This window comes from Streptomyces sp. B5E4, from assembly GCF_039871555.1.
Lineage (GTDB): Bacteria > Actinomycetota > Actinomycetes > Streptomycetales > Streptomycetaceae > Streptomyces.
On record NZ_JBDPMI010000003.1, the window covers coordinates 477,736 to 492,578 of the forward strand.

8 protein-coding genes are annotated in these 14,843 nt (G+C 74.4%); 6 read left to right on the forward strand and 2 right to left on the reverse strand.

The genetic code is table 11. From position 1 onward, the window contains the following. Positions 1-60: 60 nt before the first annotated feature. Complete coding sequence (gene moeZ, locus ABGA99_RS07160) at positions 61-1,239, forward strand: adenylyltransferase/sulfurtransferase MoeZ (protein ID WP_347576188.1); 1,179 nt, start codon at positions 61-63, stop codon at positions 1,237-1,239. A 69-nt stretch (positions 1,240-1,308) separates the two neighbouring features. Here moeZ and ABGA99_RS07165 read toward each other — a convergent pair whose 3' ends face one another. Next, the gene (locus ABGA99_RS07165; protein ID WP_347582332.1) at positions 1,309-2,871 is read right to left on the reverse strand and encodes an alpha/beta hydrolase; all 1,563 of its coding nucleotides are present in this window, start codon (positions 2,869-2,871) and stop codon (positions 1,309-1,311) included. A gap of 130 nt (positions 2,872-3,001) precedes the next feature. On the opposite strand from ABGA99_RS07165, the gene ABGA99_RS07170 reads away from it, so the two are divergent. Next, positions 3,002-3,277 (forward strand): YciI family protein, encoded by a 276-nt coding sequence (locus ABGA99_RS07170; RefSeq protein WP_347576186.1) that lies wholly within the window; start codon positions 3,002-3,004, stop codon positions 3,275-3,277. A 69-nt stretch (positions 3,278-3,346) separates the two neighbouring features. Here the strand turns inward: ABGA99_RS07170 and ABGA99_RS07175 are convergent, their stop codons facing one another. Continuing rightward, a complete protein-coding gene (locus tag ABGA99_RS07175; RefSeq protein ID WP_347582333.1) occupies positions 3,347-6,241 on the reverse strand; it encodes a flippase-like domain-containing protein in 2,895 nt (964 codons plus the stop codon). 161 nt (positions 6,242-6,402) lie between these two features. Here ABGA99_RS07175 and ABGA99_RS07180 point away from each other — a divergent pair, with 161 nt between their 5' ends. From ABGA99_RS07180 to ABGA99_RS07195, 4 genes are all read left to right on the forward strand, one after another. Continuing rightward, positions 6,403-6,780 (forward strand): MGMT family protein, encoded by a 378-nt coding sequence (locus ABGA99_RS07180; RefSeq protein WP_347576185.1) that lies wholly within the window; start codon positions 6,403-6,405, stop codon positions 6,778-6,780. A gap of 174 nt (positions 6,781-6,954) precedes the next feature. Further along, positions 6,955-10,497 carry a UvrD-helicase domain-containing protein gene (locus tag ABGA99_RS07185; protein ID WP_347582334.1) on the forward strand — a complete coding sequence of 1,181 codons (3,543 nt, stop codon included), beginning with the start codon at positions 6,955-6,957 and terminating at the stop codon, positions 10,495-10,497. Positions 10,498-10,589: 92 nt separating this feature from the next. Next, the gene (locus ABGA99_RS07190; protein ID WP_347576183.1) at positions 10,590-11,300 is read left to right on the forward strand and encodes a hypothetical protein; all 711 of its coding nucleotides are present in this window, start codon (positions 10,590-10,592) and stop codon (positions 11,298-11,300) included. A 151-nt stretch (positions 11,301-11,451) separates the two neighbouring features. Further along, positions 11,452-14,754 carry an ATP-dependent DNA helicase gene (locus tag ABGA99_RS07195; protein ID WP_347576182.1) on the forward strand — a complete coding sequence of 1,101 codons (3,303 nt, stop codon included), beginning with the start codon at positions 11,452-11,454 and terminating at the stop codon, positions 14,752-14,754. Positions 14,755-14,843: the final 89 nt, after the last annotated feature.

Below are 14,843 nucleotides of genomic sequence, written 5' to 3' on the forward strand. Positions count from 1 at the left end.
GAGGCGCGTGGCAGTGTTACCGGAAGACCCACTGTGCTCTCACACGCTTACGGAGTCCCCGTGTCGCTGCCACCGCTGGTCGAGCCCGCCCCCGAGCTCTCCGTCGACGAGGTCCGCAGGTACTCGCGCCACCTGATCATCCCGGACGTCGGGATGGCCGGCCAGAAGCGGCTGAAGAACGCAAAGGTGCTCTGTGTGGGCGCCGGCGGCCTCGGCTCGCCCGCGCTGATGTACATGGCGGCGGCGGGTGTGGGCACGCTCGGGATCGTCGAGTTCGACGAGGTCGACGAGTCGAACCTGCAGCGGCAGGTCATCCACAGCCAGGCGGACATCGGCCGCCCCAAGGCCGAGTCCGCGCGCGACACGGTGCTGGGCATCAACCCGTACGTGACGGTGCGGCTCCACCAGGAGCGGCTGGACTCCTCGAACGTCATGGAGATGTTCGCGGAGTACGACCTGATCGTCGACGGCACGGACAACTTCGCCACCCGCTACCTGGTCAACGACGCGTGCGTGCTGCTCGGCAAGCCCTACGTGTGGGGCTCCATCTACCGCTTCGACGGCCAGGCGTCGGTCTTCTGGGCCGAGCACGGCCCGTGCTACCGCTGCCTGTACCCCGAGCCCCCGCCGCCCGGCATGGTGCCGAGCTGCGCCGAGGGCGGCGTGCTGGGCGTGCTGTGCGCGTCGATCGGCTCGATCCAGGTCAACGAGGCCATCAAGCTGCTCGCCGGCATCGGCGACCCGCTGGTCGGCCGGCTGGTGATCTACGACGCCCTGGAGATGCAGTACCGCCAGGTCAAGGTCCGCAAGGACCCGGACTGCGCGGTCTGCGGCGAGAACCCGACGGTCACCGAGCTGATCGACTACGAGGCGTTCTGCGGCGTCGTCTCCGACGAGGCGCAGGAGGCCGCGGCCGGCTCCACGATCACTCCGAAGCAGCTCAAGGAGTGGATCGACGACGGCGAGAACATCGACATCATCGACGTCCGGGAGCCCAACGAGTACGAGATCGTCTCGATCCCCGGCGCCCGGCTGGTCCCGAAGGACGAGTTCCTCATGGGCAGCGCCCTGGAGGGGCTGCCGCAGGACAAGAAGATCGTCTTGCACTGCAAGACGGGTGTCCGGTCCGCGGAGGTCCTGGCGGTGCTGAAGTCGGCGGGCTTCGCCGACGCGGTGCACGTGGGCGGCGGCGTGGTCGGCTGGGTGAACCAGATCGAGCCGGAGAAGCCCATCTACTGACGTACGACGCATGACGCACGGGTGCCGCCGCCAAAAGCCTTCCGGCGGCGGCACCCGTGCGTGCGGGGGCTACTTCCGGCAGGTCGTGTCGTTCTGCGGGGCCCGGCCGTCGAGCAGGTAGGTGTTGACGGCCTCCTGCGTGCACTGGTTGCCGCTGCCGTACGCCCCGTGCCCCTCGCCGACGCGGGTGAGCTTCACCGCCACGTCGCCGCCGAGCGCCTCGACCATCCGCTCCGTGCCCTCGAACGGCGTCGCCGGGTCGCCGGTGCTGCCGACGACCAGCATCTTGGCCGCGCCCTTCGCGCTCACCTGCGGCGTCGAGCGCTTGCCCGTCACCGGCCAGCCGTCGCACGACGCCAGGCCCCAGGCCATGAAGTCGCCGAAGACCGGCGACGCCTTGCGGAACTCAGGCAGCCGGCCGCGGATGTCCTCCGTCGAGTAGCGGTCCTTGGTGTCCGCGCAGTCGATCGCGAGGAAGGACGACTGGAGCGTGGAGTAGTGCCCGTCGGGCTCGCGCCCGTTGAGCGCGTCGGCCAGGAGCAGCAGGGTCGCGCCGTCGTCGTCCCCGGCCTGTTCCAGGCCCTGCGTCAGCAGCGGCCAGAGCTGCTTGGAGTACAGGGACTGCGCGATGCCCCCGGTCGCCAGCGACTCCGTCAGATCGCGGCCCGAGGTGCCCGGGATCGGGTTGCCGTCGAGCCGCTGCAGCAGGTCCGCGACGTCTTCGGTGGCGACGGCCCCCTCGCCGGCGGCGGCGTCGCCGAGGGGGCACTTCCTGCCCTGCCGCGCGCAGTTCTCGGCGTAGTTCTCCAGCGCCCGCTGGAAGCCCTTCGCCTGCGCCAGCGAGCGCTGCTCGCTGTTCTGCGTCGGGTCCACGGGGCTGTCGAGCACGGCCCGGCCGATCCGCTCGGGGAAGAGGTGGGCGTAGACGGCGCCCAGTTCGGTGCCGTAGGAGATGCCGAAGTAGTGCATCTTGTCGTCGCCGAGCGCGGCGCGCATGAGGTCCATGTCGCGGGCGGCGTTCTCGGTGCCGACGAAGGGCAGCACCTTGCCCGACTTCTCCTCGCAGGCGGCGGCGAAGTCGTGGATCCGGTCGAGGTACGCCTTCTCCTCCGTCTTGTCGTCGGGGGTGTTGTCGGCGGCGAAGTACTTGTCGAGCGCGCGGTCGCCGAGGCAGCGCACGCCCTCGCTGCGGCCGACGCCGCGCGGGTCGAAGCTGACGATGTCGTAGCGCTTGTGCAGGGTCTTGTACTGGGTGGCCAGGCCCGGGAGGGTGTCGATGCCGGAGCCGCCGGGGCCGCCGAAGTTGAAGAGCAGCGAGCCGATGCGCTCCGACTGCGGCCCGGTGGCCTTGGCGCGGATCATGGCGATGCCGATCTTCTCGCCGTCCGGCTTGTCGTAGTCGAGCGGTACGTCGAGCGTGCCGCACTGCCAGTCGGTGTCCGAGGCCGGCGTCCCCGGCGCGGGTGCGGGGAGGTTCTTGCACGCCCCCCAGTGGATGCCGGCGGCCGCCGCGCCGTCCTCCAGGCCGCCGTCGCGCTCGGACGACGACGCGATGCCGCAACTGCCCGCGGCCAGGGCGGCCAGCAGGACGGCGGTGGCGGTGACGGCGGTGGTCGGCTTGGTGACCCGCACGGCGGCTCCCCGGTCTCGGCGGTGGCGGACTGCCATCGTCCGGCGGGGCGCGGGCGGGCGCGCGCTGCGCGGGGCGTACGGGTGAGTACGGTGGTCCCGTACCGTTCACCCCCGCCACCAGGGAGGCCGCGTGTCCTACTACGTCCTCGACTACTCCTACGTCGACGACTACCTGGAGCGGCGGGACGCCTACCGCGAGGCCCACCTCGACCTCATCCGCGAGTGCCACCGGCGCGGCGACCTCTTCATGGCCGGCGCCATGACGGAGGCCCCGCCGCGCGGCCTGCTCGTCTGGCGGACCGACGGCCCGGGGCCCGCCGAGGAGTTCGTCAGGAAGGACCCGTACGTGGCGAACGGGCTGGTGGACGAGTGGAGCATCCGCCCCTGGAACGTCGTCGGCCTCTGACGCGCCCTTCCCGGCGACCGCCCCGGCTCCGCATCCGGTAGCCGTCCCCGGAGGGCTGCCGCCGCGTGGCTACAGCGCGCCCTTGCGGGTCAGGTGCGTGAACGACAGCCACCCCGGCAGCACCGGCATCCAGAACGTCAGCAGCCGGAACAGCAGTACCGCCGACAGCGCCGTGTCGCTGGGCATCCCCGCCGCCGTCAGACCCGCCGTGAGCGCCAGCTCCACCGCGCCCACGCCGCCCGGCGTCGGGGCCGCCGAGCCCAGCGCGTTGCCGGCGAGGAAGACGACCGCGACGCTCGCGAAGCTGAGGTCGCCGCCGAAGGCCCGTACCGAGGCGTCCAGACAGAGCACGAACGACAGCGTCATCAGCACCATGCCGCCGATGCCCGCCGCGAGCTTCTGCGGGCGCTGCAGCACGTCCAGCATGCGCGGCACCACGCCCGCGAAGAGCGACCGGATCCGCGACGAGACGGCCTTTCGCAGGAACGGTACGGCCGTGACGATCAGGATCAGCACCGCCGCCGCGAGCAGTCCGGCGATGACCGTACGGGACGGGGACAGCGACGGCGTCCGCTCGGTCCCCGTCAGATAGCCGAAGGTCAGCAGCAGCAGGATGTGGCTGCCCAGCCCGAAGAGCTGCGAGGCGCCGACGCTCGCGACCGCCAGGCCCGGCCGCACGCCCGACTTCTGCAGGAAGCGGGTGTTGAGCGCGACCCCGCCGACCGCCGCAGGGGCGACCAGCTTGACGAACGAGGCGGCGACCTGCGCCAGCACCGTGCGCCCGTACGGCACCCGCTCGGGGACGAAGCCCAGCAGCGACAGCGCGGCGGCGAGGTACGTGGCGGAGGAGAAGACCGCGGCCAGCGCCGCCCAGCGCCAGTTCGCCTGCGACAGCACGTCGTCGACCTTGACGTGGGTGAGCTGCGTCAGCAGGAAGTACGCGGCGAAGACGCCCGCGATGATGCTGACGAGCGTGCGCGGCCGGATCCGCTCGATCCGTACCGGCTCCACCGGCGCCTGCGGCCGGATCAGCAGCACGTGCTGGCGGATCTGCGTCAGCACGTCCTCCTCGCGGGCCTCGTCGAGGGCGCCCTCGATCGCCCGCTTCTCGGCCTGCTTGGCGGCCCGCATGCTCTTGCGGTCCCCGGCCGCCTGGTGCTTGCGCGACCGCGACGCCTCAATGACCGCCTCCCGCTCGCGCGCCGCCCGCTCGCGGGAGAGCCGGCGCAGCTCCGCGCGGGTGTCCCGGGTCAGCGCGATCGGCTGGAGCAGCGGCAGCGCGTCGGCGATCGCGTCCGGGCCGAGGACCTCCACCGCCGCCCCGACGGCCCGCTCGGCGCCGACGCGCAGCGCGAACGTGGTGAGCAACTGGGCGATGTCCATGCGCAGCACGACGTCGCCCGCGGCGATGTCGCCGTTGCTGAGGTCGGTGAGGATCACCTTGCCCGAGCGCGTCACCAGCACGGCGTCCGCGTCCAGCCGGCGGTGCGCGATGCGGCGTGACTGGAGCGCCTTGACCTGCCGCCAGCTCTCGCGCATCAGCAGGTCGGTGAGGGTCGCGTCGGCGACGGTGGCCAGCGGCCGGCCGCCGGTGTGCTCGTAGACGAGGATGACCGCGTCGGGGCCGAGGTCGGAGGTGGCGATGAGCTTGGGGGCGTTGGCGCCGGCGGCGATCGCGGCGTAGGAGAGCAGCGCCTCCTGCTCCAGCGCCTGCCGCAGCGACTGCATGCTGCGCCGCTGGTAGACGCCGCGCAGCGACAGGCGGCGCCAGGCGCGGTAGAAGAAGCCCTGGGCCTGCTGCTCGCGGTCGACGACGGTGACGTCCAGCGGCGGGCCGTCCTCCAGCGTGACGACGAAGCGCCGCCCGCGGCCGTCGCCCTCCAGGTCCGGCTGCTCCTCGGGCACCAGCGCGCTGACGGGGCGGAAGCCGACGCGGCGCAGTCCGGCGAGGAGGTTGCGGCCGGTGGGGCGGACGTTGGGGGAGCCGACCGCGTACATCGTGCCGTAGGCGACGGTCCAGCCGATGAGGACGGTGAGCACGATGGCGAACGGGGTGGTGTAGCCGCCGACGAGCACCGCGAGGCCGTCGAGCACCAGGACCGTCCACATCAGCACGCGCCAGCGGGCGTGCCTGGCCATGCCGACGGCGGTCATGTACGCGATGACGGGGGCGAGATAGCCGTGGACAGGGTCGGTGCGCTCGCCGCCGCGGGCGATCTGTGTCAGCGCCCCCTGCACGGAGCCGGGGGCGGCCTCGGAGACCCAGAGCGAGACGGCGAGCCCGGCGCCGTGCGCGAGCACGGCGGCGAGCACGCCGTCGGCGATGCGCAGGCCGTCGCGCTTGACGAGGCGTTCGACGGCGAAGGCGACCGGGACGATGAGGACGGCGATGCTGGAGGTCAGGCCGCCGAGGGTGACGACGAACGAGGGCGTGTACTCGGCGCCCTTGGTGATGTCCTCCTCCAGGCCCTCGGTGGTGGCGTGCGCGACGGCGGCCAGGCCGAGGACGGCGGCGATGCCGAGGACGCCGAGGAGCAGCCGCATGAGGTCGGAGGGGCGGTGCACGCGGGCGGGGAGGAGGGGGTCGTCGCCCTCGATGGGGCCGGGGGCGGCGCGGCGGCGGGAGTCGTTGCGGGTGGCGGCGGGGGAGTGGGGGCGGGGGGTGTCGTAGAGGCCGCGGGGACGGTCGGGGGAGCCGGGCGCGTCGTCGGTGTCCGGCTCGTCGTACGGGCCCTGCCCGCCGCGCCCGTCGTGCTCGTCCGGTTCGTCCTGCCCGTCCCGCTCGTCGCGCGCGCCCCCCGCCTCGTACGCGTCCACCGCTGCGTACGGGCCCTGCTGCACGTGCGGAACCCGGCCGCGGCGCGCGACCCCTTCGTCGCTCTCGTCACCGTCCGGGCGGGCAGGGCTCTGCGCCTCCGTGGCCGGCTCTGCCGGCGGAGGCTCGGCCGCGGAGTCGCGCCGCATGCCCTGAGTTGTCCCGTCTTCGTCTCGTATCACCAGTCACCGCCCGCACGATGGTGGCACGAGCATGTCTCCGATGGTCGCATCCGGGTGTGCTTTACGGCGGTGTGCCCGCTGCCGGTCGCCACGCCGGACTGTCGGCGGTCTGCGGCAGGATGGGGCGGATGGACGACGCGACGCCCTCCGCCGGCGCCCCAGGCCCCGACGCGGCTCTTCTCGACGAGTATGCGGACCGGGTGCTCTCCGTGGCGGAGGGCATCCCGCCGGGCCGCGTGATGACGTACGGGGATGTGGCGGAGTTCATAGACCGCGGCGGGCCGCGCCAGGTGGGCCGGGTGATGGCGCTCTACGGGAGCGCCGTGCCCTGGTGGCGCGTGGTGCGCGCGGACGGCCGACCGCTGCCGGGCCACGAGCGCGAGGCCCTGGAGCACTACCGGGTGGAGGGCACGCCCCTGCGTGCCACCACCGCGGGTGACCAGCGCATCGACATCCGCCGCGCCCGCTGGGACGGCAGCGGCGACGGTGTCGAGGGTCATATCTGACAGCTTCCGACACCGGGCACCAAACGGCCCGGGCCGCCGCCCGTACGGAGTACGGTTCGGCAACCGGCACCTGAATCCCGTCCCCTGTCACCGGCGATACATGTGAGCACTTTGTCCGTCTCCTCCCCGGCTTACCGGCTCGTCCGCACCGCGCCCGTGCGGCCGGTCCCCCCTGTGCCGGACGCAGCGCAGCGCGCGGTGGTTCATCACGGGAACGGACCGCTTCTCGTGCTCGCCGGGCCGGGGACGGGCAAGACGACGACTCTGGTGGAGGCCGTCACCGAGCGCATCAGGCGCGGGGCGGACCCCGAGCGGATCCTCGTGCTGACGTTCAGCCGCAAGGCTGCGGTGGAGTTGCGCGACCGGATGGCGGCCCGGCTGGACGGCGCGCCGGCGCCGCAGGCGAGCACGTTCCACTCGTACTGCTACGCGCTGGTGCGGGCGCACCAGGACGCCGAGATGTTCGTCGAGCCGCTGCGGCTGCTGTCCGGTCCCGAACAGGACGTCGTCGTACGCGAACTGCTCACCGGCCACGACGCGGACGGCCCCCGCGCGCGGGTGTCCTGGCCGGCGGAGCTGCGGGCCTGCCTGACGACACGCGGGTTCGCCGACGAGGTACGGGCGGTGCTGGCGCGCAGCCGGGAGCTGGGACTGGGGGCGGCGGCGCTGGACCGGTTCGCGGCGTCGGCGGGGCGGCCGGACTGGGGCGCGGCGGGGGAGTTCCTGGCGGAGTACCTGGACGTGCTCGACATGCAGGGGGTGCTGGACTACGCGGAGCTGGTGCACCGGGCGGTGCTGCTGGCCGAGTCGGAGCGGGTGGCGGCGGACCTGGCGGGGCGGTACGACGCGGTGTTCGTCGACGAGTACCAGGACACGGACGCGGCGCAGGTGCGGCTGCTGCGCGCGCTGGCGGGCGGCGGCCGGACGCTGGTCGCCTTCGGCGACCCGGACCAGTCGATCTACGCGTTCCGGGGGGCGGACGTCGGGGGGATCCTGACGTTCCCGGAGGTCTTCCCGCGGCGGGACGGCACTCCCGCGCCGGTCGCGGTCCTGGGCACGTCGCGGCGCTCGGCCGCGAAGCTGCTGGCGGCGACGCGGCTGCTCACCCGGCGGATGCCGCTGCCGCGGCTGCCGTCGGCGGCGGTACGGGCACACCGGGGGCTGGCGCCGGTGCGCGACGGGGGGCGGGTGGAGGCGTACACGTACCCGACGGCGAGCGGCGAGCTGGACAACGTCGCGGACATCCTGCGCCGGGCGCACCTCGAAGAGGGCGTCCCCTGGCGTGAGATGGCGGTCCTGGTCCGCGCGGGGGCCCGCACGATCCCGTCGGTCCGCCGCGCCCTGACGTCGGCGGGAGTCCCCCTGCACATAGCGGGCGACGACCTCGCCCTGCGCCGCGAACCGGCGGTCCAGCCGTTGCTGACGGCCCTGCGAACGACGGCCGGCGCCGCGGCACCGCCTGCGGCGGGGCAGGCGGGACGAACGGAGGAGGGGGGCCCGGACGCCGGCGCGGCGCCCGGCCGGATGCCGGTAAGGCGTGGGCGGGTCGAAGACCCGGCGCCGGAGGCGCAGCCGGCCGGCGGAACGGGAGACGCGGCACCTGACGGGGGGACGAACCCCACGGGGCGGGACGGCGGGGGCGCCGACGCCGCGGAGCCCGGCACCGGCTCGGTGCCACCGCGTATGCCGGTCACGGGTGAGCGGGTGGGAGACCCCCCGCCGGAGGCGCCGTCGACCGGCGCGACGGAAGATGCGGCACCCGACCCGGGGACGAACCCCGACGAGCGCCGCCCCGACCCCGCACCCGCAGCCACCCCCGCACCCGCGGCCGAGCCGCACCGTGAACCGGAATCCTGGATCCCCCCCGACGTCGCCATCACCCTGCTCTCCTCCCCCCTCGGCGGCATGGACGCCGCCGACCTGCGCCGCCTCGGCCGCGCCCTCCGCGAGGAGGAGCGGGCCGCCGGGCGGTCCGTACCGCGGCCCTCCGACGTCCTTCTCGCCGAGGCCCTCGCAGAGCCCCGGCGCCTCGTCGTCCACGACCGCGCCTACGCCGGCAACGCCCTGCGCCTCGGCCTCCTCCTGGCCAAGGCCCGCGACCTCCTCACCCGCGGCGGCACCGCGGAAGCCGCGCTGTGGGAGCTGTGGGACGGCACCCCCTGGCCCGCACGGCTGCAGCGCGCCGCCGCCCGCGGCGGTCCCGCCGGGCGCAACGCCGACCGCGACCTCGACGCCGTCTGCGCCCTCTTCGAGACCGCCGCCCGCGCCGAGGACCGCACCGGCGGCCGCGGCGCCCTCAACTTCCTCGAAGAGCTGGAAGCCCAGGACATCGCCGCCGACGTCCTCACCCGCCGCACCGACGACTCCGCCGGCCCCGACGCCGTACGCCTCATGACGGCCCACCGCGCCAAGGGGCTGGAGTGGCGGCTCGTCGTCGTCGCCCAGGTCCAGGAGGGGCTCTGGCCCGATCTGCGCCGCCGCGGCTCCCTGCTGGAGGCGGACCGCATCGGCCGCGACGGCCTCGCCGAGCCGCTGCCGCCCGGCGCGATCCTCGCCGAGGAGCGCCGGCTGTTCTACGTCGCCGCCACCCGCGCCCGCGAACGGCTCGTCGTCACCGCCGTGAAGGCGCCCGCGGAGGACGGCGATCAGCCGTCGCGGTTCCTCGCGGAACTGGGCGTCGACCCCAAGGACGTCACCGGCCGCCCCCGCCGCCCCCTGTCGGTCGCCGCGATGGTCGCCGAGCTGCGCGCGACGACCGTCGACCCCGAGGCGTCCGACGCCCTGCGCGCCGCCGCCGCCGAGCGGCTGGCCCGCCTGGCGGCCCCGGCCGACGACGGCCGTCCGCTGGTGCCCGCCGCGCACCCGGACCGCTGGTGGGGCCTGGAGGAGCCGACCGAGAACGCGGTGCCGCTGCGCGACCGCGACCTGCCCGTCGCGCTCTCCGGCAGCGCCGTGGGGCAGTTGGCCGACATCTGCGCGCTGCAGTGGTTCCTCGGCCGCGAGGTACGCGCCGACACCCCGGCGTCCGCCGCCCAGGGCTTCGGCCTCGTCGTCCACGCCCTCGCCGACGAGGTCGCCTCCGGCCGTACCCCCGCCGACCTCGACGCGCTCATGGAGCGCCTCGACGGCGTGTGGGACGGCCTCGCCTTCGACGCCCCGTGGAAGTCCGCGCAGGAGAAGGGGAACGCCCGCGCCGCCCTGGAGCGCTTTCTGCGCTGGCACGTGCTGGAGCGGGGCCGCCGCCCGGTGGCCAGCGAGCGGGATTTCGACGTCACGCTCAAGGCCGGTACGTACGAGGTGCAGATCAAGGGCACCATGGACCGGATCGAGGAGGACGCCGAAGGCCGCGCGTACGTCGTCGACTTCAAGACCGGCAAGTCGCGGCCGACCGGCCCCGAAGTCGCCGAGCACGCCCAGCTCGCCGTGTACCAGGCCGCCGTCGCGGAGGGCGCGGCCGGCGCGGACCGTACCGTGTCCGGCGGCGCCGAACTGGTCCACCTGCGGATCGGGGCGCCGGTCCGGGAGGGCGGCGACGCGCTGCCGAAGGTGCAGCAGCAGCCGCCGCCGGAGGGCGACTGGGTGCCCCGGCTGCTCGCGACCGCCGCCGCCCGGGTGCTCGACGAGCGCTTCGGGCCGACGCCCGGCGACCACTGCGCACAGTGCGCTTTCCGCAGCTCGTGCAGCGCCCGTCCGGAGGGGCGGCACGTCGTGGAGTGAAGACCACAGTGTGAGACCCGGTGTGACACCGCGGCCTTCTATGTGGTCGTATGACCAATCGGTCAGACGTAAGCAACGAGTAAGGATTTACTGTGCGGAAGAGCGTGGTGGCGGCGGCGCTGGTCTCGGCCCTGGGTGTGACGGCCCTCTCGGCGTGCGGCAGCGAGGACAGCGGTCTCGCGAGCAAGTCGGCCGAGGAGATCAAGGACGAGACGGCGACGGCCATGCGCTCCGCCAAGTCCATGACCCTGGACTTCCAGCAGACCGGGGCGGCGGCGACGGCGATGAAGCTGTCGGTGACCAAGGGCGGCGAGTGCGCCGGCACCGTCACCACGCAGGGTGCCACCGCGGAGATCCGCCGCGTCGACGGCACGTCGTACATGAAGCCGGACACGAAGTTCTGGGAGCAGAACGCCGGCAGCCCGGAGCAGGCGCAGCTCATCGAGGCGACGGTGGGCGACCGCTGGGTGGAGATGGGCGCCGGCCAGGACGACTTCGCGTCCTTCTGCGACCTCGACACCGTCCTCAAGGACATGGACGACGAGGACAAGGGCGACAAGAAGGACAACACCGAGAAGGGTGACGAGGGCGAGGTGCGCGGCACCCCGACCATCACGCTGATCGCGAAGGAGGACGGCGAGACCACGCGGGTCCACATCGCCACCGAGGGCGAGCCGTACATCCTCAAGATGGAGATGGAGGGCGGGGACGAGCCGGGCACGGCGGAGTTCTCGGAGTTCAACGAGAAGGTGGACGTCACGGCGCCCGCCGACGCGGTCAGCCTGGACGAGCTGGGCGGCTGAGCCCGTAGCGGATCCCGGGGCCGCGGCCCGGCCGGGCGCCGAACTCCGGCCGGAGTTGGGCGCGTACGCCCCGTAGCGCATCCCGCGTCCCTCGCGCCCGTCGGCAGCCGTACGACCCCGGCTGTCGGCGGGCGCCGCTACGCTCGCTGGAATGCCGGCTCGTATCACCCACCCCGACCAGCTCAAGGAGCTCCTCGGGATCCCCTTCACCGCGGAGCAGACGGCGTGCATCACCGCACCGCCCGCCCCCCAGGTCATCGTGGCGGGCGCGGGGTCCGGCAAGACGACGGTGATGGCGGCCCGGGTGGTGTGGCTGGTAGGTACGGGTCAGGTGGCGCCGGAGCAGGTGCTGGGGCTGACGTTCACGAACAAGGCGGCGGCGGAGCTGGCGGAGCGGGTGCGCCGGGCGCTGGCGCAGGCGGGGGTCACGCCGGCGGACGGGGCGGACGGGGCAGGGGTGTTCGGCGACGGGGCGTTCGGCGACGGGGCGCCGGGCGACGGCTCCGCGGAGCCCGGCGAGCCGCGGATCTCCACCTACCACGCCTTCGCCGGCCAGCTGCTCAAGGACCACGGCCTGCGCATCGGCCTCGAACCCGGCGCCCGCCTCCTCGCCGACGCCACCCGCTACCAGCTCGCCGCCCACGTCCTGCGCACCGCCCCCGGCCCGTACCCCGCGCTGACGAAGTCCCTGCCCACCCTCGTCAGCGAACTCCTCGCGCTCGACGCCGAGCTGGCGGAACACCTCGTGGAGCCCGACGCGCTGGCGGACTTCGGCGCCGCGCAGCTCGACGGCCTCGACCGGATCCGGCTCACCAACGACGAGCTGCGCAAGGCCCCCAGGGCCGCGCAGGCCCGGCTGGAGCTGCTGCATCTCGTACGGGCCTACCGGCGCGAGAAGCGCCGCCGCGATCTGCTCGACTTCGGTGACCAGATCGCCCACTCCGCGCTGCTCGCCGAGGACCACCCGGCCGTCGGGCGGCTGCTGCGCGAGGAGTGCCGGGTGGTGCTGCTGGACGAGTACCAGGACACCTCCGTCGCCCAGCGGCGGCTGCTGGCCGGGCTGTTCGGCGGCGGTACGGGACACGCGGTGACCGCCGTCGGCGACCCCTGCCAGGCGATCTACGGCTGGCGCGGCGCGTCCGTCGCCAACCTGGACGACTTCCCCGCCCACTTCCCGTACGCCGACGGCACCCCCGCGCGCCGCCAGGCGCTCAGTGAGAACCGCCGCAGCGGCGGCCGCCTGCTCGAACTCGCCAACGGCCTCGCCGCCCCCCTGCGCGAACGCCACGTCGGCGTCGAGGCGCTGCGCCCCGCCGCGGGCGCGGAGCGGCACGGCACGGTGCGCTGCGCGCTGCTGCCGACGTACGGGGCGGAGCTGGAGTGGCTGGCGGACTCGGTGGCGCATCTGGTGCGTACGGGCACGGCCCCCGGCGACGTCGCCGTCCTGTGCCGCACCGCGGGCGACTTCGGCGACATCCAGGCGGCGCTGGTCGCCCGGGACGTTCCCGTGGAGGTCGTGGGTCTCGCCGGGCTGCTGGATCTGCCGGAGGTCGCGGACCTGGTGGCGATGTGCGAGGTGCTCCAGGACCCGACCGCCAACGCCGCGCTCGTGCGCCTGCTGACCGGTCCGCGGTGGCGCATCGGCGCCCGCGACCTGGCGCTGCTGGGGCGCCGCGCGCGGCTGCTGGTGGCCACGGCGCGTACGGAGGGCGAACCGGACGCCGACGAGCGGCTGGCGCAGGCCGTCGAGGGCGTCGACCCGGCGGAGGTGGCGTCCCTCGCCGACGCACTGGACACGTTCCTGGAGGCGCGGCAGCCCGACGACGGGCTGCCGTTCGGTGCGGCGGCGCGCAAGCGGTTCGGCCGGCTGGCGACGGAGCTGCGGGACCTGCGGCGGTCGCTGGCGGACCCGCTGATGGACGTGCTGCACCGGGTGCTCGGGGTGACGGGCCTGGAGGTCGAGCTGTCCGCGTCGCCGCACGCGCTGGCGGCGCGGCGGCGCGAGACGCTGTCGCGCTTCCTCGACGTGGCCGCCGACTACGCCTCGTCGGCCGCCCTCGACGGCGAGGCGACGCTGCTGGCGTTCCTGGGCTTCCTGCGGACGGCGGCGCAGTACGAGAAGGGGCTCGACAGTTCGCTGCCGGGCGACGGGCGGGACACGGTCAAGGTGCTCACGGCGCACAAGGCGAAGGGCCTGGAGTGGGACGTCGTGGTGGTGCCGGGGCTGGTGGAGAAGCACTTCCCGAGCCGGCAGCCGCGCGAGTCGTGGGTCACGCAGGGCAAGGTGCTGCCGCACGCGCTGCGGGGCGACGCGGAGACGCTGCCGGACGTGGCGGAGTGGACGGCGCGCGGGCTGAAGGACTTCAGGGCAGCGATGCGGGAGCACCAGGAGGTGGAGGAGCTGCGCCTCGGGTACGTCACGGTGACGCGCCCCCGGTCGCTGCTCCTGGGCTCGGGGCACTGGTGGGGGCCGACGCAGAAGGAGGCGCGGGGCCCGTCTGCGTTCCTGCACGCGCTGCGGGAACACTGCGAAAGCGGTGGCGGAGAGGTCGAGGAGTGGGCCCCGGAACCCCCGAAGGAGGCGGAGAACCCGGCCCTGGCGGAGCACGCCGCGGAACGCGCGTGGCCCCTCCCGCTGGCCCCGGCCGCGACGGCCCGCCGCCGGGAGGCGGCGGCGGCGGTGGAGGCGGCACTGACCCGCCGGGCGGCGGCGGACGAGCACTCCCCGGGCACCGACCCCGACGGCGCTCGGCCCCACCCCCTCGGGCCCGCCGACGTGCGGACCGTCGAGTCCTGGGACCGGGACATCGACGCCCTCGAAGCCGAACTGCTCGCCGCCCGGCAGCCCGTCCGGGACGTCACCCTGCCCGCCTCCCTCACCGCTTCGCAGCTTTTGCGGCTCGCCGCCGACGCCGAGGCGTTCACACAGGAGCTGGCCCGGCCCATGCCCCGCCCGCCGATGCCCGCCGCGCGGCGCGGGACGCGGTTCCACGCGTGGGTCGAGTCGCGGTTCGAGGCGCTGCCGCTGCCCATGCTCGGCCCCGACGAGCTGCCCGGCGGCGAGGAGGACGCGCCGGAGATCGCCGACGAACGCGAGCTGGCCGCCCTCAAGGAGTCCTTCGAGCGGTCCCCGTACGCCCGGCGCACCCCCTACCGGCTGGAAGCCCCCTTCCAGCTCAGCCTCGCCGGCCGCCTCGTCCGCGGCCGCATCGACGCCGTCTACCGCGGCCCCGGCGGCGGCTACGAGATCGTCGACTGGAAGACCGGCCGCAGCGGCAGCGCGGACCCCCTCCAGCTCGCCGTCTACCGGCTCGCCTGGGCCGAGCAGGAGCGGCTGCCGCTCGCCGACGTCACCGCCGCCTTCCTGTACGTACGCACCGGGGAGATCGTGCGTCCGGCCACACTGCCGGGCAGAGCGGAGCTTGAGGCCCTGCTGTCCGGCCGGACGGATTAGGCTCGGGGGCATGAGCACCACCCCCGGCAGCGTCGCCGACCCTTCCGCGTACCTGCGGGACGAGCGCGCGGGGGCCGTGTGCGGCGCGG